Source organism: Sutcliffiella sp. FSL R7-0096 (genome assembly GCF_038595065.1).
Lineage (GTDB): Bacteria > Bacillota > Bacilli > Bacillales > Bacillaceae_I > Sutcliffiella_A.
The window spans coordinates 3,528,288-3,552,126 of record NZ_CP152003.1 but is presented as its reverse complement, the minus strand read 5'-3'; the positions used below and the strand labels follow the sequence as shown (position 1 = coordinate 3,552,126).

Below are 23,839 nucleotides of genomic sequence, written 5' to 3'. Positions count from 1 at the left end.
TCTCCTTTTGAAACATCCAGAACAATCACTGGGTTCATCTACCAATCTGCTCCTATAATAAGGTAATTAGTCGGTAACCCCTAAGCTCCTTGTAATGCCATAAGTTCGCTTGGTTAATGGGATCCATGTCTCAACCAGCTAAAACATGTTTATACAAGTAGGGGGCGAACAGTTTTGCTGACGGAATCAAATCCCACAAGCGCTACGCTCTACCCCGACTACCGCTATCATAAGACCTTTCAAAAAAGGTCAACCAGAATAAGAGGAGAAGAGGCTGACCTAATAATACGCTCGAGCGCAATCCATATAAGGATATGTGCTTGTTTTCATTTTTGGACCATTTGATTGAGTAAATATATTTATTAATCACACTAAATTTTTACAAATGTTATTATTAAATTAATAAAAATAATGACTCTGTATGCAAAGCATCGTAAAGCGAACCTAATAAATAATAGTATAGTAGGTGTACTAATGAAAAAATGGATTATCCAAGCGTTAACGAAACTAACCAACAGCCTTACCAAGCTCCAGACCAAACTAGCTACCGGTGAAAACAAGCCTAAAAGTTTGTTCGAGGACTTAACGCCAAGCACTGACATTGATGAAAATGGTAAATATGCAGAGGCAATATCTTGGGGCTTGGAGAATGACAATGTGAAGAACATTGCATTGACTGGGCCATACGGTTCAGGAAAGAGTAGTGTACTTAAGACGTATGAAAAAAATCATGGAAATACGTACCATTTTTTAAATATCTCGTTAGCAACTTTTCAGCCACAAGAAGGGAAAAACGAAGAGGATGACCTAGAGAAAAGCATCCTCCAACAAATGATATATCGCGTCAAGGATCGAACCATTCCCTTTTCGCGATTCAAGCGCATTAAGCATGTGAAAAATCGCAGTATTATTCTTTTTCTCACATTATTGGTAGCCTCAGTGACAGCTAGTATCTATCTATTTCAACCAACATACCTAAAAGACAACTTTCAGGGGACTCTACTTCAACAAAATTTCACTAGTGGACAACCTTTAAACATCTTATGGACCTTTTTTCTGATTACAGTCACCTTATTGTTTCCATTTGTCTTTTTAAAAAATATTTACAGCTTGGTCCGCGGCAATCTAAACTTTAATAAAGTGACAATAGCCAATGCGACGATTGAAAAAAATAACGTGGATGCTCAATCCATCTTTGATAAATACCTCGATGAAATTCTTTATTTCTTTGAAGCTACTAAGTATGATGTTGTAATTTTCGAGGATTTGGACCGATTTGATAACTTAGTTATATTTGAGAGCTTACGAGAGTTGAATGCGCTTATCAACAACTCCGAGCAAATCAAACGGAGGGTTGTGTTTATATATGCCGTTAAGGATGAAATCTTCGGTGTCGTCGATAAGGACAGCAGCAAGATGCAAGATACGATTGACTTCAGCAAAAATCGCACGAAATTTTTTGATTTTATCATTCCTGTCATCCCGATTATTAACTCCTCAAATTCGATAGATAAATTAACGGAGAAAATTGACAAATTAACGTACACAGACAAAATAGACAGGAGTTTCTTAAACGATGTGACGATTTACATAGATGATATGCGGATTTTAAAAAATGTTTTTAACGAATTTATTATTTATAAGGACAAGCTTGGGGGCATCGACCTTGATTTGAATAAACTCTTAGCTATGGTCATCTATAAAAATATCTATCCGTTTGACTTCTCGCAATTGCAATATAAGAAGGGACTTGTCTACGATGTTTTACAAAATAAATCCGTGATTATTCGCACTCGAACGCACACACTAGAAACGGAAATTGAAACGCTAGAGTTAAAGATTAAAGGGACAGAGCAAGAAACACTGACTTCATTAAGAGAATTGCAAGTGAGTTATTTAGATGAGTTAGGGATTTATAAACCGAATAGATACCAGAACTATGCTATTAACATTGGGGCAACAAGCTATAACAATAACAATAACTATAACGAACAAAATTTTTTCGATAATCTGAAACAGACAGACAGAGTTAACTATAACTTGCCCAACCGTGGTAGCGGTCAGACCAAAGCCGAGCAAATCGCGACTGTCTTCGACACCAAGCAAAACTACTTTGAGCGAGAGGAATATATAAAGATACGTGAAGAAGACAGAATAGATCTCCTCAAGGAAGAATTAGCCGAGCTAAAACAACAAAAAACAGAAGCTAGCGCCAAATCCTTGAAAGAATTAATCGAAGAAAGCGACCCTAAAGACGTTTTCTCGGAGTGTATTTATGATAAAAAGCTGTTAATTTACCTGCTACGTCATGGATATATTGATGAGATGTATAACCACTATCTCACTTACTTCCATCCAGGTAGCTTAACTGAAACAGATATGAAATTCATCTTTAGTGTCAAAAATCATGAACCGTTAGAAGCACATCATTCTCTGAACAATATCGATAAAATTATTGAACGTTTGAATGGTAATGAATTTAAACAGGTGGAAATCCTCAATTATTATTTACTTAACCATCTGATGGAAAATAGTCATCTTGAAACTTACCAAACTTTTTACGAAACCATTATTACCCAGCTAGCCAACGAAAAGAAAGAATCCATCGATTTTATTGACGGGTTCAGGCGAACAGCTACGCAAAAAAAACGGTTTATCCAATCCATCTGTAGAAAATGGGACAATATATGGCATTTTATCGAGAAGGAATCTAATTTCTCAGCGGAAGAAAAGGATAGTTATGTATCTGACATCCTAGCCTTTGCCAACATAGATGATATTATAAAGATTAACAAAGGAGAGAAACTATCAGATTTTATCGCGCGACATCATGATTTTCTAACAATAGCACCAACAGATAACAACAAACGGATGCAGATATTACTAGAACTAGATGTGAAATTTCTGGGCTTGGAAAAACTATCGAGCGATCAGGATCTTATCGATAATGTGGTTGAAAAGGAGTTATATAAAATTAATCCAAGTACATTAGCAACCATCCTTGGAGTAACTACGGAACAATTATCTTATTCTTTCATTAAGCAAACGGATCGACAAGATGTCCAAAATTATATTGATTCAAATATAGAAATATACGTAGATCAAGTACTAATAAAAGTGGCGATTAAGGAGGAAACAGAGCATGCGCTGATTGATTTATTGAATCGTAAAGATGTCTCAATGAATCTAAAAGAAAAAGTTATTGTAGAGCAACCTGTAGTAATTTCCAATATCGCCAATATTAATCATGAAATTTGGCCAGTTCTTGTTAGTTTCAATAAAATTAAGGTAACCTGGTCAAATGTGGTAGCTTATTTCCAAGAGGGGGAAAGCTTTGATGAGGATTTAGTTAACTTTCTTAATAAACCAGAAGTTGCAAGCGAGCTATCTAAACATTATATAGGGGATGCAGAGAAGTTTGATATAGATACTGTGGAAAAAGTATCTGAAGCAATTATAAAAAATCAGGAGATTACAGAAGAGTCCTTTGAGGTATTAACAAGCAGCATCTCAAAATTCAGCTACTTTCCAGTTGATTCCATACCAATGAAAAGAGTAGAAACAATGATAATTCAGGGTGTGCTAAAACTGAGTAATGATAACTTTCAATCATTGAAAGCAAATTACAACAACCTTGTTTGCTTATACCTGGAGGAAAATATAGATCAATTTATTGAAAATATGGATAACTATCCGTTGGAACATGATAGTGTGGTGCAGCTATTTCATTCAGAGCGCGTCCCGGAAAAGTATAAAATCCGTTTGATTGAGGGACTTGACGTAGCTGGCTTATCAAAAGAAGATACAGCATTTTTTGAGGGATTGGCTGACTTTATCCTCGAAAATCATGTGCAAGTATCCAAGGAAGTTTTTGACTGGCTAATGGCTGTTGATATGCGTGTTGATAATAAGCTCATTCTAATCAGTAAGCGAATAGAAGAGTTTGATTTTGTTACTATTACAGAATTGTTAACAAAATTGGGTGATCCCTATGCGGAGATAGCTGAAAATGGAAAGCGTCCTCAAATTAGGAATAATGAAGTGCACCGAAAATTTGTTCAGGCTCTTGAGGATAAACACTATATATCTTCATCTCGAGTAAATGTAAGAAATATCAGGATTAACACCAGGTTTAAAATGGAGGAGGTTTAGAGGACGCCGATTTTTTTCAGCTAACATACTGGGCTAACTAGTTGCCAGGTTTGTTGTTCAAATCTCTTAATGTTTTAAGTATGCGAACAGCCTCCAAGTTACCTTTTTAAAACTTGGTAATAAAACAGAATGATCATTTTTTAGATATAGAGATGAATAATAAGAACAGTATTCAACATTCAATTAAAGAGCGCTATCCTCAAAAAAGGATTAGCGCTCATTTTTCATTTTCGGACGAAATTTATTAAATAGCCTATATATTTTTTATCTTAATCGACATGGAGATATGATTAGTGTTTAATTTCCAAGCCAAGGTCTGCATGGATTCAGCGTATAAAAAAGAGATTATTAGTTAAAGATTATCATACGTAAGCACTTGATAGAGAAGGAGGTTCATTGATGAGAGAGTATTGGAAGAGTGAGATTAAGGAAGAATCAACGAGGACGATTATGAATGAATATTTGCTAGGTTTAAAACTGGCCAACAAATCAGAAAAGACTATCAGAAATTATCGTTGGTTTTTAGAACGATTTTTCGCAGAGTGTACAGTTCCTTTAAAACTATTAACAGCTGAAGAAGTGAGAAAGCATTTGAAACAGTTTACTCAGGGAAAAAAGGAACGGACAGTAGACGCTTACTTATCCGCACTGACTTCATTTTTTCAATTTTGTCTAGCTGAAGAGTACCTAGAAAATGTAGTAATTAAAAAAAGATGGAGACCTAAAATTCCACAGTCCTTGCCCAAGTATTTAAATGAAATGGAATACTCTAAGGTGAAAATTGTGGCGGAGAATTTGGCTCCTCGTGATCGTGCGTTAATTCTATTTTTATTTTCGTCTGGTTGCAGGAGTTCAGAAGTTTCTACCCTATTAATCCAAGACGTCAATCTAGAAAAAAGAACAGCAGAGGTAACAGGGAAAGGAAAGAGAATTCGAAATGTACATTATTCTGAGGAATGTTCCATCGCCCTGAACGAATATCTTCACTCCAGACCCTATAAGAAAGAGGAACCGCTATTTATATCTCATTCAGGTCAACCTTTAACCACCTACACTATTTATTCCATTACTAGAAAAATTGGTACTAAGGCTGGACTACCAAAAACGTTACATCCGCATTGTTGTCGTCATACGTTTGCAACGAACATGTTAGCAAGGGGAGCAACCCTTGAATTAATAGCGGATGAATTGGGACATGTAAACTTGAATACGACACGTATTTATGCACGTATTTTATCGGAAGATATTATTTCCGCTTATCACAATAAAATGGGGTAGTGAATTATGAAAACAGATGTAATCCAATCGTTTTTGGAAGATAACCGCTCTCGCTATAGAGCGGAGACATTAAGAAGTTATAAACTTTCCCTCCATCAATTCTTTTCATTTTGCAGGAAAAATTACGATGAAGTGAAAGCGACAGATATAAGGGCATGGCTTGCTTCCATGGTGGAAGAAGGTCTGAGTAAAAATACTATTCATATTAAGCTAGCAGGCTTAAAATCCTTTTACCAGTATTGTATAGAAGAGAATATCTTGAAAAACCCCCCTACGTTAACTGTAAAAGCCCTTAAAAAAGATGATTCTCTACCATACTATCTAAGTAAGCGCCAAATTGCACAACTTCAAGAATTAACAAAGGGGGATTATCAATTCCGTCCCATTATTGAAACCCTATATGCCACAGGAGTGAGGGTTAGTGAGCTATTACACATCAAACTAAAAGAAATAAAATGGGATACGCGCCAAATATGGATACATAAAGGAAAAGGAAATAAAGAACGTTTTGTCCTTTTTACCCATGATTGTGCAGAACGGCTAAAGGGGTATCTCGACAAGCGGGAAGTTTATAGCGAGTATTTATTTTGTAATCGAAGAGGGATGCCGCTACACCGGGAATATATTCAAAAAAACTTTCGTAGCTTCTCCCAAACACTTGGTTTTAAAATCACCCCACATACCTTGCGTCATACCTTTGCTGCCCATTTAGCGGAGAAGAATATGCCACAAAGTTACATTCAGGAACTTCTAGGCCATGTTGATATTAATAGTACCCGCATTTATACAAGACTGATGGAACATGCACGAAAAAAACAATATGATCTTTACAATTAAAGAGGTGAAAGAATGAGTAATTACTGGGAATTAACGAAAACATTACCCATAAAAGTCAATCAAGAAATCGTAGGAGAGTTTTTAATGAGTTTAAAAATATTAAACAGAAGTAAAAACACGATTAAGGTCTATCGCTTTTTTCTAGAAAGATTTTTTGGAGAAATGAAGGAGCCATATACGTTGTTATCCTCCCATACAATCCTTGAATGGTTCCAACATAATGAAGCACATCAAAGTCAGGCAACACTAAGACTACGATTAAGTATCCTTTCTTCCTTTTATAACTTTTGTGTAGCAGAAGAGTTGGTGGAAGTATCTCCTGTTAAGAGTAGATGGTTTCCTCGCCTTCCTCAATCCATCCCCAAGTATCTAGAAAAGGGGGAAATTGCCAAAATGCGAAGCCAAAGTGAGTTAATGTCCCTAAGAAATCAGGTGTTAGTTGAATTTATGCTTACGACGGGATGTCGAGTAAGTGAAGTTAGTGAGTTAAATAAAGAGGATGTAGATTTAGAAAACCGTACAGCACGTGTAGTGGGGAAAGGGAAGAAAATTCGCTATGTTCATTTTACCGAAAAATGTGCCTATCTATTGGAACGGTATTTCTCTGTTAGACCTACGTTCCCGAATAGCCTTTTTATTTCTTGGAAAGGAAAACGTTTAAGTGTTCGAACTATCCAAGATATTATCAGGAAGATAGGAGAGGATGCGGGCTTGTCCTCCAGTTTGAACCCACATCGTTTGCGCCATACATTTGCTACAGAATTATTAGCCAAAGGAGCAGAGTTGTCATTTATTGGAGATGAACTAGGTCATCGGGATATTAGGACCACCCAAATCTACGCTCGTCTTCCGAAAAGAGAAATCATGGTACTATATCGAAAATATATGGGATAGGAGGGGCTTCCTTGATGACACTCCAAACATGTTTGACGCAGTTTAGAGATGAGTATATGTTTCGATTGGAAGAAACCACCTTATATTGTTATCTGCTAGCGGTTAATCAACTCATCGAATATGGTAATAAACCACTTGAGGAAGTCATGTCTAGTGATATTAGAAGGTGGATGTCTTTTTTAGATGCACGTGGATATAAACCGGTCACCTTAAAAACAAAACTAGCTGGCATTAAGTTATTTTTCAAGTTCTGTGTGGAAGAAGGAATCCTTTCCAAGAATCCAGTTGAATCCATACCTTATCCAGAAGTAAATGATACATTGCCACATTACTTACAAATGAGTGAATTAGCGCTGTTACGAACAATCTTGAAGGGACGAATAGAGGAAAGGGCAGTTATTGAGATATTTTATGCAACGGGTGTACGATTAAAGGAGTTAGTTTCAATGAAAAAGGAAGAAATTTATTGGCCAGATCGCATGATTACCATTCCTAAAGGGAAACGTAAAAAAGAAAGAATCGTCTTATTTACAAGAGAGGCCGGAGAACATTTAAAAGCCTATTTAGATGTACGTGAGGATGAGCTTCCATTTGTCTTTGTAAACTATTCGAGAACAGGTGAGATGTGCCCTCGTACCATTCAATCCAGATTTGATAGTTATTCCAAAAAGCTGGGAAGACATGTTTCTCCACATACGTTACGTCATACATTCGCAGCACATTTAGCAAGAAGAGGGATGCCCTTTATGGCCATTCAAACACTGCTAGGGCATAATAGTCCTCATCAAACCCATTTATATACACGGCTTTATCATCAAGCACGAAAAGATATGTACGATGAATGGATGTAAGTAGTATGCGTATAATACAATTTAACGCTTATAAAATTGCGCCTAGAAAACGTTCAATCCCTTGGTATATAAGGGATTGGTCGTTTTTTTTATTATATCATAATTAACGTTAAAAGAGGTTAACGCTTATTTGAAGTATTAACGCTTATTTTGGATAAAAGAGGGAGTAAATAAACTGATCTTAAATAATGGTGGATATCCGATTACTTATTAGAAAAGTTCTTTATTTTAAAAGCCTACTACCTGCAGGGTGCAGATAATAGGCTTTTTTTGATTTCAAACCAGATTTGGGTATAGAACATTGGTTTCTTATGTATCTTATAAAGTGAGTTTTTAGCCTTAAAATTCTATTTGAGAAAGCAACTATTTACATCAAATTATCTAGTCACGCTTATTCAACAATCTGGCCCTTATATATAGTATCATGGTAAAAAATGAGGTTCGATCGAACCTCATTCTATGTTTACATGTTAATAAAGATATGGTTTATTTTAATTGATTTCCTTATAAATTGCGGCCCAATCGACCTTTAATTGTTCCTTCAATTTCTTATTTTCTTCTTCGAGATGCATCATTTTCTTTCGAAGTGATGCAATTATCACATCTTTAGAATGGTCTGTCATGTTTCGTTTTACTTGATTCGGTGAATCTAATTTTTCTTCTTGTTTTCTTAATGTTTCAATTCTCGACCTGATATCGCTGTGTTTATATAAAAATGGTTTTGATACCCCTGATTTTGCTGATACAGAATTAAAATTTATCTTTTCTTTATGTTTAATCATTTCTTTAATGGTACTTTCAACCTTTTGCTTTGCTTTTTGCTGTTTTTCTTCGATACTTCGAAGAAGTGGTTGAGTATTTGGGTTTATATTTGCCATTGTATTTCATCTCTTTCTATATTCAGTTTCTCAATTCTCTTCTTGTTTTAGGAAGTCCATAAATCCCACCATTTTTTATTATTCCATCTCTAATTTCTTTATACTTTTTCAATTTTGGCTGAATAATTTCAATTGATCTATTTCTACCTGATTTTTGATATATCTCAATATCAGATTCCATTTTAAGAATTTGGTCGTTATAGAAATCTAGAAACGTCAGATCTACATGGAAACTGCGGCAATTGTTTTTTATACATGGTGGTTCTAAAGTTTGTTCCAAAAAGTCACAATTATTTTTGGGGCTTTTAATACACAAACCGTGATCTAATCGAATGGAATCCAAATTGTGGCGGAGCCATTCTAACTCTAATCCATTTTCGTCTGCTTGTTTTTCTATACTAGTAGCGATAATTTTGCCACCTGGATTTAATCTTACAGCCCCATTACTTGTGGCTTTTTCCCATTCTTTTCGAAGGGTTGTATCATGAATCTGGGCGTATACCAGTGTCATTTCAGGGCTCACATGAGCCATCAGCTTTTGTACATGTAAAATGTTCATACCGTTATTAATAAGGTTTACTCCATAACGATGTCTAAATGCATGTGCTTTACATCGATAGATATCTCCGTTTTCATCCATTATATTATTTTCAATAGCTAGTTTATTTAAATTATTTACTACATTGTCACGCGAAATGGGCTGTCCTTTTCTTGTACCATGATAGGTTGGAAATAAATAATTTAATGGATTTGTTTCTGAAGTCGATTTTTCCCTTGTTAATTTTTGTTGGGAAAGCACAACCTTAGCTATTTCTTCCGAAATTGGGACCCGATGATTTTTCCCCTTTACTTTACGCTGATCTCCGGTAATCCACCAACCATCTTCTCTTTGAATCAAGCAATCTACTTTCAAAGAACACACATCTGAAATTCTAAAGCCTGATGTCTCTAACAATATTACAACCGGAATAATCTCCTGCGGCAGTTTTCCCATGTGATCAATGATCTGATTCCAAACAAAATCAGATATGTATTTAATTTCGTTAGATGCCTTTGGAGGTAGTCTAGGTTTATCTTCAGGTACAATTAGGATTCCTACAGGCTTTTTGGGAGCTTCATCCCATTCATATCTTTGAATATATACAATAAACGTTTCTAGTACAGATAATGAGCGATGGATGTGATTCTCAGTAGGGGGTTGACCTTTGTGAACGCTATCTCCACCCATTGGAGAGGTTCGCAAATAATGCATAAATTCCTCGATATCTCTCCTACTTAATGAGGTTAAGTCTTGCCAGTTTGGATACTTTTTATAAATATATTTAAAGAATTCTTGCAGCTTTGCCATGGTTTGTATGCCAGAACCCCAGCTTAAACTTTCTTGTATTAGAACACGTTTTTCGATATATCTTTTTGCCAAGTTTTGAAAAGGTCTTGGTACAGAAGTGAAATTTAAAGTGTACCCGCAATTACTGTTATTATAGTCAATACCTAGTTTTCGAACATCCCAAATATCTTTCTCTGTTTCCTTCCGTTGATCATACCAGTCAAAGAAAAATGAATAAATTCGGTTGTATAACTGGAGGTAGCCTTTTACTGTTAAGTCGCTTTTCCCATGTTCAAAAAGATAGGTTTTATAGTGAATTGAAAATTTCCCGTAAGGGATGTCTAGAATAGAACCAATATCAGAATAGAATCTGAAAATAAAATCTTGCAATTTATTAAATGCAGTAGAATTACTCCATACTGTTGCCATATTTATTTCTAAATTAGTCAACCGACTGAAGAAATAATATTTAAATTCATTTCTAATTCTTGGATTCAATGTTTCCTCAAATTTAATTATTGGGCTTTTTATTATTATTTCTTTTTTGTAAAGGGGACAATCTAATGCATCCCATTCTTCGTTTTCCCAATACCCACTTAACTCTTGTAAAATTTGCTCATATCTTACAGCTCTAGCTTGTTGTTCAGTTGCTTTATTTAATAAAATCATTCTTGTCACCTTTCATCTTGTCATGTGCTTTCTGCCACTCTTTTCGTATAGTGACATCGGTGGGATGAACATAAGTCTTAATTGTTGTTTGAACGTTCGAATGACCCAACAACTTTTGGATTATCGATATTTCTACCCCTTGTTCATGAAGCTCAGTGGCATAAGTATGCCTTAACATATGGGGGGTAATATCAATCTGGGTTTTCTTTCTTATACGTTTAATTACATCGAAAGCTGCTTGATAATTTAATGGTTCTCCCTTATTAGGACCAGTTAGATTTATAAATACATGATTGGTATCCGCGTCATGATAATCAATTAGGTAATCTTGAAAAACATTCATTGTATCGCCAGATACATATACTCTTCTTCCTTTGCCGTTTACAGTTTTAGATTCTCGTACTTGAATGGAGGTAGAGCCAATATCAAAGTCCTCGATCCATAAAGATAATGCCTCTCCAATTCTAAGACCGCCTTCATACAAAATTCGAACCAATAAAGCATCTCGAATATTGCTACACGCATCATGAATAGATTGAACCTGATCTTTTGTAAGTGTTAAAACCTCTCTCCGAGGTTCTTTAATTTTTAAAATGTTTTTATCAAGTGGCTTCCCCTTTGATATATGATGTAGAAAGGGTTTGAACGATCGGTAATTCCCAATCACTTGCTTCTTTGTTTTTTCTGATAGATCTTTTTCATAATCTTCAATTCGCATTAAATAATCGTAGAAACTCTGAACGCAAGTCACCATAGTATTAACTGTTCGCTCAGATCTCCTTGCTTTTGTTTGTTGAAATTGAATTACTTTAGTAGATTGATTAGGACTTCTTAGCCAAGATACATACTCCGCCAGAAGGTTAAGATCCACTTCCTTGTACTCTTTTTCTTTTTCGTTTAAAAATTGAAAGTAAAACTTTAAATAATGACAGTATGACTTTAAGGTATTTTCGGCCTTTCCAATGTTATCTAGATATTTAAGAAACCTTAAAACTGGACCGACAGGTTTGTTATCTCCATCAATAAGCAAATATCTTTTTCTGTCATTAATTAAAACCTCTTGCACTTTCATTAACATCACCTCCAAAAACAATAGTGATGTATTTTTGTTTCTCTTTCTATGAAAACTATGTTTACTATATTTATCTACTATATATATGTTGTAAATAAAGAAACAAAAAGGGCGTAGTAATTAACGTTATTAACGTTAATTACTACGCCCTGGTATACTACATATAAGGGCCAGATTGTTGAAGATCGTTTTCACATATTCCGTTAAAATAATAATTGAAGTTTAAATTGTAAAAATCCTCACTTAAACTGGTTTGTAAATAAGGAAATTTAAAGCCCCTGAAAGGGGTTTTTTTAATTGAAAAAGTAATAAAAATGAATAAACGAGAAAAAACAAGCAAAAAAAACTAAATTAATATTTACAAAGCGGAACAAACGTGAAATAATATGGAATATAGTACCACTAAAATACTGTGATAAAGAGGTGTTTATATGTTTTCTGAAGAAAGAAGGCAAGAAATTTTAAAGTTATTAGAACAAAAAGGTCGTGTGTTAGCAAAAGACTTATCGGATAGATTCAATATGTCAATTGATTCAATTAGGCGGGATTTATCGATTATGGAAGAGCAAAGACTTTTAAAGAGAACTCATGGTGGAGCAATACCTATTCCTAATGTTAGAAATATGGCTCAACCTCCTTCAAAAAGATATGGAGAAGGTAGTATATATCAAAATGCTATTGCAAAATTAGCAGCTTCTTATATTAAAGAAAATCAAACAGTGTTTATTGGTGGAGCTGCCATTCATTATGTTTTGCTTAAATACCTACCAAATGATGTTCCATTTACTGTAATTACAAACTCTGTTGTAATCGCTTTTTTCTTAAGGGATTTAGAGAATGTAAGAACTTATTTGATAGGTGGAGAGGTTAAAAGTTCAGGTAATATCACAGACGCTCTAGCAAATGAATCTGCTCAACAATTTACGGTGGATTTATGTTTTGCCACTGCTGGTGCATTATCATCAAAAGGATTAAGTACAGCTACTCCAGAAGTTTCAGTTTTTCATAAAACTGTTTATAAAAATTCAAGGAGGATTATCGCATTAATAGAGCATTACAAATTCGGTATGGATATGTTTTCTGGTATGTATCCTGTAAAGGGGATAAATGTAATAATAACCGATGAAGAAACAACAAAAGAAAATATCGATATGATTAAAGCACAAGGAGTAGAAGTACTCGTTTCAAAAAATGAAAATAATTAGGTTTATTCAACAGTATTTTAGAACTGAGGGGTAATGTGGGTGGGGGATCATGAAAACAAATGTAGAGAAACATAAATCACAGGTATATGTTAAAACCAATACAAAATCTATTTGGTCTAACAAAGAATTTATTTTTTTGTATATAGGCTCCAACGTAGGGAATTTAACTTTTAATGTGTACACTTTTATGCTACCTATATACATTTATACTCTAACAAACTCTTCTTTAGCAATGAGTACAATGAGAGCAGTAGAAATTTTACCGACTATACTTTTAGGTATGTTCATAGGTGTTTTAGTCGACAGAGTTAATAGAAAAAAATTAATGATTTCAACCATTTTCATACAAATGGTAGTCATTTCTGTATTGATGCTTTTAATAATTTATTCACTTGTGAATCTTTGGGTTCTTTACATTCTGGGCTTTGCTTTATATTTAAGTAAGTACACATTTGGCAATACTTCACATGCGATTTTACCACTGATAGTTGAAAAATCACAGCTTACACAAGCAAATTCGGCCAAAACTTTTATGAGTACACTTATTAATATAATTGGTCCGACTCTTGCAAGTTTAATATTTCTTAAATTAGGAGCTAATTATAGCTTAATTATAACTTTGTTCGGATTATCTATACTTTTTTGTTTTGTCATAAATGTTAGTATACCTTCAAACTTAAATTCAGAAACCCAAAAGAATATTAAAGCGAAAAAAAATATATTATCCGATATTAAAGAAGGGTGGATCGCGATATTATCAAATAGAACTATAAAATTGGCCAGTTTAATAGTATTAAGTATTAATCTTGCTAGTTCTATGACTAGTGCCATTTTTATCTTTTATGCCTTAGATAATATAAAGATAAGTATTTCTGAGTTGGCTTTAATTTTCTCTTCAGGAGCTCTAGGTGGTCTTTTAGGTGCTTTATTTGTAAAGAAATCTATAAAATATTTTAATCGAGGAATTTTATTCATTGCTTTTATTTTCATTATGTGTATAAGTAGTTTTATTTATTTCATTTCGAATACCTGGATAATGCTGGCGTTTGGAATGTTATTAGCCGAATTTAGTGTGTCCCAATTGGTAATTCATTATAAAACAATAAGACAAGAGGAAACACCGAATGAGTTGCTAGGGAGAGTTGCAGGAACTACTTCAATGGCTTTAAAATTAATTGTTCCAATTTCCTTCATTTTAGCAGGATGGGCTATAGAACATATAGATGGTAGTTATATCTTTTTATTAAACGTCATTTATTTATTTTCACTAGGTATAGTAACAAGCTTTTCGTCAATAGTTAAAATGAAATAAAAAGTAAAGTGTTTAGCTACTCTAAAATTTCCGAAAGTTGATGCGTGTACTCTTTGTATTTTGAATAACAAAGGAATACTGGTTTTTTTCAGAGTAGGCATAAATTGTGTAATGAATAAAGTTAAGAAAATTGGTACATATTTTGGTGAAATCATTCCAAGTTGGAGTAAATAATAATTTGGTTATTATTTCGTTAAAGGGTGCACTAGTTGAATAATAACTTGGTAATAGAGCTGATGAATATGGGAGTTTTCTTGGATTGTGAGTCTTTTAGTCTCCCACATCCTTGAAATTATTCTCAATGAACTCTTAGATTTTGGTCTAAACTTGGACTAAATGCAATTAATCGGATATACGGAGACAAAGAACACGTTGCTGATAATTATGCTGACATAAAGTTAATTAAGCAGTTATAAGTTTTCTTTTACAACTAAATGGGTCAATAATGGAAGACTATTATTAAAGTCTTTTAAGATTATCTTGAAATTTAGTCTTCTGTTAAAGGGCGCCATTCTTGAAGAAGAATCGGTGCTCATTTTGTATTTTAAGGGCCATATAATTGAATATTCAATTAATTGTAAATTACCTATTTACAAAATTAACCGAATATTGGATAATGTTAAATAATATTAAAGGCGATGAAGAGAAGAGTAGGTAAAGGTAATCATTCACAGAGAGCTCCGTTTGGTGAAAAGGAGTAAGGATTTATTTACTGAAGCAAGCCTCTGAGCAGCACATTGGATCCATCTAGGTGATAGTGTGACAGGAGCTCCTGTTATAGAGCTAGGGTATTTGTATGATGTTAATACAGTATCTAATGAGGGTAATATGGTAACATATTATCAAACTGGGGTGGCACCGCGACACGCAATAACTCGTCCTCAAGACAATGTCTTGGGGGTGAGTTTTTTTATTGTCCAAATTTAAATTCAAAAAGGAGTGAAAATGAAAATGCGTACAAAAATGATTTTAAAGTCGTGGAGATATCCTGCAATTTTATTGACTATTATTGGTATTTCAAGTATTGGGGAATGGGTGTATTTTTTAGCACTAAACTTAATTGTTCTTGATAAGATGGGGGTACTTGCTGTCTCAGGTCTATATATAATTAGAGCTTTATCTACTTTATTTACTAACATTTGGTCGGGTAGTCTGATTGATCGAATAAATAAAAAGCATCTTTTATTGTGGCTTAATATATTCCAGGCAGTGTTTATTGCTTTATTGCCCTTATTTTCATCTATTTGGACAATATACGGTCTTGTATTTTTAATAGGTATAGCTAGTTCCATTGCTGGTCCTACAACAATGACTTACATAACTAAGTTAATTCCTCAAGATAAAAGAAAACGATTTAATTCCCTCGTAAGTTTTATTGATTCTGGAGCGTTTGTTACCGGGCCTGCTATTGCGGGTATCATATTTATGAGTGGCACCCCTAATTTTGCGATATATGTTAATGCAGTAGCCCTTTTTTTAGCAGCACTAATCACAATGTCCATGCCTAATATAGAAAAAAATGATTTTATAGAAACTAAAGACGAAAAACTCAGCTTAAAGGTTTTGAAAAAAGATTGGAAATTAGTTGTTGATTTTAGTCGTAAACACATCTATATAATGGTCATTTATTTACTATTTAGTGCGGTCATGGTTTTAGCAACGGTTATAGATTCACTGGAAGCAGCATTTGCTATTGAAGTGCTTTCTTTATCAGAGGGAGATTATGGATTCCTGGTAAGCGTTGCTGGTGCTGGAATAGTTGCAGGCTCTTTAGTAAACATAATTATTGTAAAAAAAGTAGCTACCTCTTGGCTGATTGGTCTTGGATCCTTGATGGTATCAAGCGGTTATATGATTTATGCTTTTTCGGGTGGATTTTTGGTAGCAGCAATTGGCTTTTTCATTCTATCATTTTCAATGGCTTTTATTAACACAGGAATTTACACCTTTTATCAAAATAATGTTCCTGTCGAGGTAATGGGACGGGTTGGTAGTATTTATAGTTTCATCGGAGCTTTTTTCACCATTATTGGAACAGTAATTTTTGGAATTATTGCGGAATTGATATCTATTCAGTTTGTTGTCATATTAGGAACCTTAATTATGTTTGGAGTAACGATTATATTATTTATCTTTAATATTCAGCCCTCTAAAGCAAGTTTTTATTCTGAAGAAAAACTGAATCAAGCTTCTGAAACTGTATTATGACATGAGAGAGCCTCGTTTCCATAGGATAGGAGATAGAGCTTTTTGGAGGTCGGACGAAGAAGTTTTCCACCAGTTCGATCTTACTTATACTAGTTCATCCCTATTCAGTTTGAAGTGGATTACTTTCTGTTTCACTATAGACCCAAAGTTACCCTTACTTTCAATATCTACCTATACTTCAAGTGTCTTACATAAATAAACCTCATTGAAATACTGACAATAAGCGAGAAAATGGTATCTTCTTCAATCGAGCGCAAGAATTGAAAATCAGGTTGCCATTTTAAATTTCTTTTCTTTTATGGACTAACCCAGAAGCAATTGATATTCAAATAAAATACAAATCAACAATTATTGGATAGATAGGAGGCTTTTTATGTTAAAGGCTTGTTGGAAGTATTTCCTTTATATCCTTGACCATAAACTAAACGTGCTTATTGAATGCTGGAAAGAAGGATTATACATAGAAGGCATTATTCATGATTGGTCAAAATTTTCACCAAATGAGTTTTTACCGTATGCTAAGAAGTTTTTTTACAATGGAGAAAAAAGTGCTGATGATGAATTGAAATGGAGATATGCCTGGCTGCACCATCAACATAAAAATAAGCATCATTGGGAATATTGGGTTGTTGATCCGAATAATAAACAGGCTTTGCCTATCCCCAGAAAATATCTCCTAGAAATGGTATGTGATTGGCGGTCGTTTTCAAGGAACTGGGGGAGAAAGGTTAAAAATTCTATTTTAGATCTTACCAATAAGATTGTTTTACACCCTGATACAAAAAAAGAACTAGAGGATATTATTAGAAATACAAATAATAGATAGTGCCAAAGAAACAAGATGAATTGTACATACTAAGTTCATTAAACCAACTAATGATTTTATTTCAATTAATAGAAATGACCTTCCACTATCGGGCGCTTTCCTTTAACAAGAATCAGCGCTATTTTTCATTCTAACCGAGGCAACTCGGGTTTCGTAAGAGTACTTAGAATGTAGGAAAAAGAAGGAAATTTTAATCTGGACGTTTAATATAATATATATTGGAAGTTAAAGAAACATACATTGTTAATTCGCCATTATCCAATAAAAATTATATTAAGAAATTGAATGAGAAAGGAGAGAGAAAAGGATGCTAATATATTCAGTGATTGCATTCTCGGCTTTTACAATATCCATTGCAACAACAATTTTAGCCGCTAAAGGGAAACCTCAATTTTATTGGGTTGCAGCATTAGGAATTTACATCTTTAGTGTTCTTGCGGGATTTAGCATTGGCCAGATAACTATAGGTTTTACCTTTGTGTTACTAGCTTTGGCTCTGGGCTATACCGTTAATATTATACGAAGTAAAATTCATTTTACAACATGTCTTGGACTGGGAATTATAGTGGGATTTGTAGCTGTAGTATTTATAGATGATTTTTGGATATTTTACCCAATATCGCTTATTAACTAAAGAGAGATTTCAATATAGTAGTATCCTTAATACAAATAGAAGGTTATGGGAGAAATGTTTAATAGCATTTAGAATAGAACTCATAAAATGAGGAGGACAGACTTTGAATAACTTCGAAAAGGAATACCTTTCAATTGTGATACAGCAGTTTAAACAATTCAAATCGCGAGCAGAAAAGGCATTAATTCAATTGTCCGATGAGGATATTCATTGGAAGCCCAATGCAGAATCTAATAATATTGCAATTATTATTCAGCATATTATTGGTAATATGAACTCTCGATGGCGGGATTTTTTAATTACTGATGGAGAAAAGCAGTATAGGGAAAGGGATATGGAATTTTTTGATCGAGGTGAGACGAGGGAAACCCTTATGCGAAATTGGGAAGATGGATGGAACTTACTATTTGATACCCTGGAAAATCTCGAGGCAAAACAATTACATCAAACTGTAACTTTAAGGAAACAACCAATGAGTGTACTACAAGCAATTCAAACGGAAATAGCTCACATAAGTTATCATTTAGGACAAATTTTATTTATTGGAAAACAAATAAAGGATAAAGATTGGACTATTTTGAGCATTCCTAAAAACGGTTCCAAAGAATTTAATCTAATGCATTCATCAAAAGAATAAATCTTAACAATAAATCTCCCTTCTCTACTATGAAAGGGAGATTTGATTATGTATTGGTTGGTTCTTCTGCAGACGGGCACTTTAATCAATTAGTGATTAGAGCTCTTTTTTAGGTTGTGGGAAGGACCAATTTAGAATTAAATAGAATTTTATTAATCCCTTGCTATACTCTTTACGACAGGAACTTGGCATATACTAACAATAAAGTTTCATAGTTTTTATATTAAACCAAAGAATTCAAATAAAGTTAAACTTTTCTTGGTATTGATACGTTTAAAATCATAAACGGACAGCTTTATTAGGAGCTACCGCCGACCAATACTGATGAAAGAGAAGTGAAAAGCATGCCCCTTTATAATAAAATAGGAAAGACATATAACACTACCAGAAAAGCAGATTCCCGCATCACTCAGTTTATCTTGCAACAACTCAACTTAGAACATTCTGCAACCATATTGGATATTGGTGCTGGAACTGGCAATTACAGCTATGAACTTGCTGATGTAGGCTATAATGTCATTGCTCTTGAGCCCTCTGAAATTATGAGAAGCCAATGCAAACAGCATAGAAATATCCATTGGAAAGAGGGAGTTGCAGAGAGAATACCGTTAAAAAGTGCTTCTATAGATGGGATTATTTGCACTCTAGCATCTCATCATTTTCAAGATTTGTCCCTTTGTTTTCAAGAAATGAGGAGAGTTTTAAAGGAGAATGGAAAGATCGTCATATTCACTCTAGACCCTAGATTATGTGAAGAAGATTGTTGGTTGTTTGATTACTTTGAACCAGTTTTAGAAAATGCGTATAGGATTCATCCACCAATGAAGGAATTCTCTCAATTGCTTAAGGAGCAGATTGAACGTCCTGTTACTGTTGTTCCTTATCCACTCCCATATGATTTGGTTGATCAGTTTTTCTTTACAGGCTGGAGAAGTCCTGAACGATATTTAGACAATGATTTTCAGCGCGGAACTTCTCCACTTGCTAAAGGGGAAGATGCAATGAAATGTCTGGAAAAATTAAGATTTGATCTGGAGAATGGAATTTGGTTTGAAAACTATAAACAAATTTTGAAATTAGATGAATACGATTGTGGTCACTTCTTTTTAGTAGTTTAAAAAGTTTCCTCAACCGATTGAAAAATTAATGAGGTGATCTAATGGGTTTATAATATTTTGTAATTCTTTTTATTGGGGTTATTCTTCTTTTTAGAGCATGTTCGCAGGCAATTAAACTAGGTTCTATCAGAAAGGTAAAGGTTTTTATGTTAGCTTTTATGGGTGTTATGTTGATTGGGTTATCTATTATTCTATTTTCACCAGGTAGCTCTGATGTTATTGCTAAGCTTTTTGATTTGACTGAGTAAAAGATGCTGAAATCATCTAAAAGAAGCTACTTAGTTATTCCATTAAAGGGCGCGTTTATTTAGAAACGCGTCTTTTTGTATCGTGCCATTTTCAGGTCTAAAAAGGAAATTAGCTGGATTATCTAGAAATAGAATGTAATGCAGTTAAAGGGCAGGATAATGGAAGAAGGTCATTTGTAACGGAGGGTGTAATGGGGACATTAAGTTGGATTCAAAAATGGTATTTTGAACAATGTAATGGTGACTGGGAACATGGATATGGAATACGAATTGATACAATAGATAACCCTGGATGGAGTGTAATGATTAGTATAGAAGATACTGATGTAAGGCATAAACCCTTTGAAAGAGCTGATATTGAACGGACTAACACGGACTGGATTTTTTGTAAAACTGACTATAATCCAGAATGGGATGCTTTTCACTTTGTTGGTTTTGGTGGTCCTGAAAACTTAGAAGAAATTTTAGATGTTTTTAAGGAATGGGTTGAAAGATAATGCATTCTTGTTGAAGTAACTAGGAGCGATTGCAGCAAAGTGGCAATGCAACAAGGACTAAAGTTAAAAGGTTGAAAGTTTGAGGTGGTAAAGTGAAGTTCCGACTATTAGGAGAGAAAACTAAAGTAGAAATAGAAGTGTTAAGTCGTGAACATCCAGACAGTTCCGATTATTGGGATGGAAATTGGGTTATTTCAAATGTGAAAGTTGAAATTCCAGGGTATTATGTTGATTTTAATGCAAGTTTAAGAACAGATGATATTAGGGATTTTGTTAATGACTTAAAGTTGATGCATAGGCATTTATCGGGAAAAGCTATCTTGAAAAATTTAGATAGCTTTATACATTTTGAAGGTGTAATGAATAAGTTAGGTCATATTGATTGGTCTGGAGAGACTTGTTATCCAGCAGGAAGTGGTGCTGTACTAACATTCGAATTTGTATCAAACCAATCATATCTAGAGAATTTGATTAAAGAATTAGAGGATATAATTAAAATATATTCAGTAATAGGTATGCCTTAGTTATTCAATTAACTAGGAGCTATTGCTGCATAGTGAATCGCACCTTTCATAAGAATAGGGCAGTTGAATAAGAAAAGTGAATATTACTATTAAAGAAATGCACTTTTTAGGTGGGGATGTTTATGTTTAAATATATTTCTGTTAAAGAAGTGATTGATGAATGGGACCCAATAGGCTTGCTTAGTATGGGATGTCCAGAAGATGAATATGATCCTGAAATAAGAGATATTGTACGACTCTTATGTGATATTAAATCTGTTAATGAATTAGCAGTAGGAATAAACAAGGTATTTATTAAGTGGTTTGAAGAAGATTTGACAATCGAAAAATGTTATCCAGTTGCTTTAAAGATATGGAATAAATTATCTTAATACCATATTCAATTAACTGGAGCTTTCCTGGAACAAGGATCAGCGTTCGTTTTTATATTAGTCAAAGAAATTATATTAAAGGTATTTTTAGAATATGAAATAATTTGTATTAAGTTAAAGGGAGTGTAGTGGAAGAAGCAAAAAGAAAGAAACTTAATTTATATAACAGATAATCGGAGGTAAAGGAGCATTATCTTTTGAAAAGAGAAGATAGAAGAAAGCGATTAGAGCAGATATTCCAAGAAAGAAAGAAGCAGGAAGAAAAATCACAAAGAGAGAAACAAATTACTGAGATGTTAGAATTGTTTCCCAAAAAAGATACTGTGGAAATCTTAGATGAGATTGAAAGTGACAAGATTGAAAGCAATATGACGAATTGTTTTCCAATTTCATCTTGGGGAAGAATTGTTGGGAAAAGATAGATAATAAAATTACTTTTAATACAAAAGACATTTTGAAAATCCCTACTGTTCTATCGAATCAATCTTTGGACACGACAGCGCCTGTTTACCTTATTGTTGGGATATATAATTACCCAGTTGTAAAGATACTATATTTACAATACTGGATTGTATTGAGGATGTTATGGGTATGGGTCCAGACCAATGGATTTATTGTCCTTCACTAAGATATGTAGTTGAAATTTGTCATGATTATGAAGTTAGCATAAGTTGGATATGTTGAGTTATTATTACATCTTCCGCAATACCAGCTAATATAAGTCAATACTTTTTAAGTAATCATACTAGATTAAAGATGCTATAATGAAAATGAGCATCACAAAGAAGCTTCAATAACCACTATTGAAGTTTTTGTAATAATTGTAATTATTTGTATGGTTTTATGCGGTATATTTTTGTTTATGCTTTAATATGGCATAAATCCAATGCAATAGCTTGGTGGCGCAAGCTATGATGGCTACTTTGTGAGGCTTGCCCTCACTTCTTTTTTTGTCATAATACTCTCGAATTTTCACATTACGGTTGTTGGTGAGTCCGCACTGAACAGCTGTATAGAGGGTCTGACGTAGCTTCGTAGATCCTCTTTTGGTTATCCGGTTTATCGTAGCCGTAAACTTACCAGATTGGAATACCCTTGGATCAATTCCTGCATAGGCTACTAGTTTCTTGGGATGACTAAATTGTGTGATATCACCTATTTCAGAAATTAGAGTGGCTACAATTTTGGTACCTACTCCAGGGATGGATGTAAGAATCTCATACTCCTCAAACTGCTTCGCTAACGTCTCTATCTCCTGCTCTAGTACGTTCAAAAACTCTCGTTGTTGAAGAATCATTTGAATATACATTTTTAGTGTAACCAAATGGCTTTGATACAACGTTTTCTTAAAGGGATTCCGTTCGGCTGCTTCTTTTAACTTCAAAGCCTTTTCATAAAACCAACCATACGATCTCTTTCCTCCTAGTCCATGCATCTCCTTGGCTAGCTCATCCGTTGGAATCTTTAATACTTCATGAGAAGTAGGATAGAGGCGTAACGTTCTTAAGGAAAGAGGTGAGTATAAATTACTATAAACTAATTTATACTCAGGGAATACTTGATCCATTATCGTTTGGAACTGAAGTTTCAGTTGTACATAGTTACGTGTTAGAGAATCGTGTTGTCTACATAAATTTCTCAAATTCATCGTTTGTACACATTTCCGTTTATAGGCTACTAAGTCCTCTTTGTAATACATTTCACACAGGTGTTTCGCATCGGCAGGGTCTGACTTTACTTTTCGAAGACTACTTTTTTCGTTTCGTAAGAAACTACTGGATTCACTAAGTAGTAAGTAATCTTTCTTTCCTCAAAATACTGTAAAATTGGTTCATGATAGTGCCCTGTAGACTCAAACACAACAACCGGTTTAGATTCTGCATGTAATTCCACTTCTTTGTAAAACATAAAAAAATCACCCATACCATTGGTATCATGCTTAAACTTAAAGGTCTTCCCGAAAGGTTGCTTTCTTGCCAGGAAAGCTTGAACTTGGCTTTCTCCTTTTGCAACATCCAGGCCAATCACTGGATCCATAAATTATCACGTCTCCTATTAGTAGATTTGTCGGTAGCCCCTGTCTATCTTGTAGTGTCATAGCTTCGCTTGTTATTCGGGGTCTGTGCCCCAACCAGCCTCAAACATGTTTCTACAAGTAGGGGGTAGACATTATTACGGACGGGATCAGGTCCCACGGGCGCTTACGTCCTATCCCGACTACCTAAAGAATAACCTATAAAAAATTGGTCAACCAGAATATAATACTTCCGGTTGACCTTATAATACGATCGGGCGCTTTCC

Annotated in this window: 19 protein-coding genes, 1 pseudogene and 1 other annotated feature; of the genes and pseudogenes, 16 read left to right on the top strand and 4 right to left on the bottom strand. The window is 34.2% G+C overall.

Translation table 11 applies throughout. From position 1 onward, the window contains the following. Positions 1-474: 474 nt before the first annotated feature. From MKY77_RS18160 to MKY77_RS18140, 5 genes are all read left to right on the top strand, one after another. A complete protein-coding gene (locus MKY77_RS18160) occupies positions 475-4,152 on the top strand; it encodes a hypothetical protein (protein WP_339147173.1) in 3,678 nt (1,225 codons plus the stop codon). Positions 4,153-4,551: 399 nt separating this feature from the next. After that, complete coding sequence (locus tag MKY77_RS18155; protein WP_339147172.1) at positions 4,552-5,430, top strand: tyrosine-type recombinase/integrase; 879 nt, start codon at positions 4,552-4,554, stop codon at positions 5,428-5,430. A 6-nt stretch (positions 5,431-5,436) separates the two neighbouring features. Beyond that, positions 5,437-6,267 (top strand): tyrosine-type recombinase/integrase, encoded by an 831-nt coding sequence (locus MKY77_RS18150; protein WP_339147171.1) that lies wholly within the window; start codon positions 5,437-5,439, stop codon positions 6,265-6,267. A gap of 12 nt (positions 6,268-6,279) precedes the next feature. Next, positions 6,280-7,161 carry a site-specific tyrosine recombinase/integron integrase gene (xerA, locus tag MKY77_RS18145; RefSeq protein ID WP_339147170.1) on the top strand — a complete coding sequence of 294 codons (882 nt, stop codon included), beginning with the start codon at positions 6,280-6,282 and terminating at the stop codon, positions 7,159-7,161. Positions 7,162-7,175: 14 nt separating this feature from the next. Next, positions 7,176-8,012: a tyrosine-type recombinase/integrase gene (locus MKY77_RS18140; RefSeq protein ID WP_339149859.1), complete on the top strand. Its 837-nt coding sequence runs from the start codon at positions 7,176-7,178 to the stop codon at positions 8,010-8,012. Positions 8,013-8,503: 491 nt separating this feature from the next. Here the strand turns inward: MKY77_RS18140 and MKY77_RS18135 are convergent, their stop codons facing one another. Genes MKY77_RS18135 through MKY77_RS18125 form a run of 3 tightly spaced genes read right to left on the bottom strand, consistent with a single transcriptional unit; the run spans position 8,504 to position 11,958 of the window. Continuing rightward, positions 8,504-8,890: a DUF6262 family protein gene (locus MKY77_RS18135; RefSeq protein ID WP_339146265.1), complete on the bottom strand. Its 387-nt coding sequence runs from the start codon at positions 8,888-8,890 to the stop codon at positions 8,504-8,506. Between the two features lie 22 nt (positions 8,891-8,912). Continuing rightward, the gene (locus MKY77_RS18130) at positions 8,913-10,886 is read right to left on the bottom strand and encodes a tyrosine-type recombinase/integrase (protein WP_339146267.1); all 1,974 of its coding nucleotides are present in this window, start codon (positions 10,884-10,886) and stop codon (positions 8,913-8,915) included. Then, a complete protein-coding gene (locus MKY77_RS18125; RefSeq protein WP_339146269.1) occupies positions 10,870-11,958 on the bottom strand; it encodes a tyrosine-type recombinase/integrase in 1,089 nt (362 codons plus the stop codon). The genes MKY77_RS18130 and MKY77_RS18125 overlap by 17 nt, the downstream gene beginning before the upstream one ends. Positions 11,959-12,389: 431 nt before the next feature. On the opposite strand from MKY77_RS18125, the gene MKY77_RS18120 reads away from it, so the two are divergent. The 11 genes from MKY77_RS18120 to MKY77_RS18070 all read left to right on the top strand — a co-directional run bounded on the left by MKY77_RS18120 (position 12,390) and on the right by MKY77_RS18070 (position 21,960). Continuing rightward, positions 12,390-13,163, top strand: a complete 774-nt coding sequence (locus MKY77_RS18120) for a DeoR/GlpR family DNA-binding transcription regulator (RefSeq protein ID WP_339147169.1) — start codon at positions 12,390-12,392, stop codon at positions 13,161-13,163. 49 nt (positions 13,164-13,212) lie between these two features. After that, complete coding sequence (locus MKY77_RS18115) at positions 13,213-14,475, top strand: MFS transporter (RefSeq protein WP_339147168.1); 1,263 nt, start codon at positions 13,213-13,215, stop codon at positions 14,473-14,475. A gap of 629 nt (positions 14,476-15,104) precedes the next feature. Continuing rightward, positions 15,105-15,361 (top strand) — a binding site (T-box leader). Between the two features lie 65 nt (positions 15,362-15,426). After that, positions 15,427-16,683: an MFS transporter gene (locus MKY77_RS18110; RefSeq protein WP_339149858.1), complete on the top strand. Its 1,257-nt coding sequence runs from the start codon at positions 15,427-15,429 to the stop codon at positions 16,681-16,683. A 373-nt stretch (positions 16,684-17,056) separates the two neighbouring features. Further along, entirely contained in the window at positions 17,057-17,509 is a 453-nt protein-coding gene (locus tag MKY77_RS18105) for a DUF5662 family protein (RefSeq protein ID WP_339147167.1), read from the top strand. A 307-nt stretch (positions 17,510-17,816) separates the two neighbouring features. Next, positions 17,817-18,143 (top strand): hypothetical protein, encoded by a 327-nt coding sequence (locus MKY77_RS18100; RefSeq protein WP_339147166.1) that lies wholly within the window; start codon positions 17,817-17,819, stop codon positions 18,141-18,143. 103 nt (positions 18,144-18,246) lie between these two features. Then, complete coding sequence (locus MKY77_RS18095) at positions 18,247-18,780, top strand: DUF1572 family protein (RefSeq protein WP_339147165.1); 534 nt, start codon at positions 18,247-18,249, stop codon at positions 18,778-18,780. Between the two features lie 344 nt (positions 18,781-19,124). Continuing rightward, positions 19,125-19,898 (top strand): class I SAM-dependent methyltransferase, encoded by a 774-nt coding sequence (locus MKY77_RS18090; protein ID WP_339147164.1) that lies wholly within the window; start codon positions 19,125-19,127, stop codon positions 19,896-19,898. Positions 19,899-20,337: 439 nt separating this feature from the next. After that, positions 20,338-20,643 (top strand): immunity 53 family protein, encoded by a 306-nt coding sequence (locus MKY77_RS18085; protein WP_339147163.1) that lies wholly within the window; start codon positions 20,338-20,340, stop codon positions 20,641-20,643. 92 nt (positions 20,644-20,735) lie between these two features. Further along, positions 20,736-21,167 carry a hypothetical protein gene (locus MKY77_RS18080; RefSeq protein WP_339147162.1) on the top strand — a complete coding sequence of 144 codons (432 nt, stop codon included), beginning with the start codon at positions 20,736-20,738 and terminating at the stop codon, positions 21,165-21,167. Between the two features lie 122 nt (positions 21,168-21,289). Next, a complete protein-coding gene (locus MKY77_RS18075; RefSeq protein WP_339147161.1) occupies positions 21,290-21,538 on the top strand; it encodes a DUF1871 family protein in 249 nt (82 codons plus the stop codon). A 197-nt stretch (positions 21,539-21,735) separates the two neighbouring features. Continuing rightward, positions 21,736-21,960 carry a hypothetical protein gene (locus tag MKY77_RS18070; RefSeq protein ID WP_339147160.1) on the top strand — a complete coding sequence of 75 codons (225 nt, stop codon included), beginning with the start codon at positions 21,736-21,738 and terminating at the stop codon, positions 21,958-21,960. A 419-nt stretch (positions 21,961-22,379) separates the two neighbouring features. On the opposite strand, the pseudogene MKY77_RS18065 reads toward MKY77_RS18070, so the two are convergent. Further along, positions 22,380-23,575, bottom strand: a pseudogene (locus tag MKY77_RS18065) (IS110 family transposase). Between the last annotated feature and the right edge of the window lie 264 nt (positions 23,576-23,839).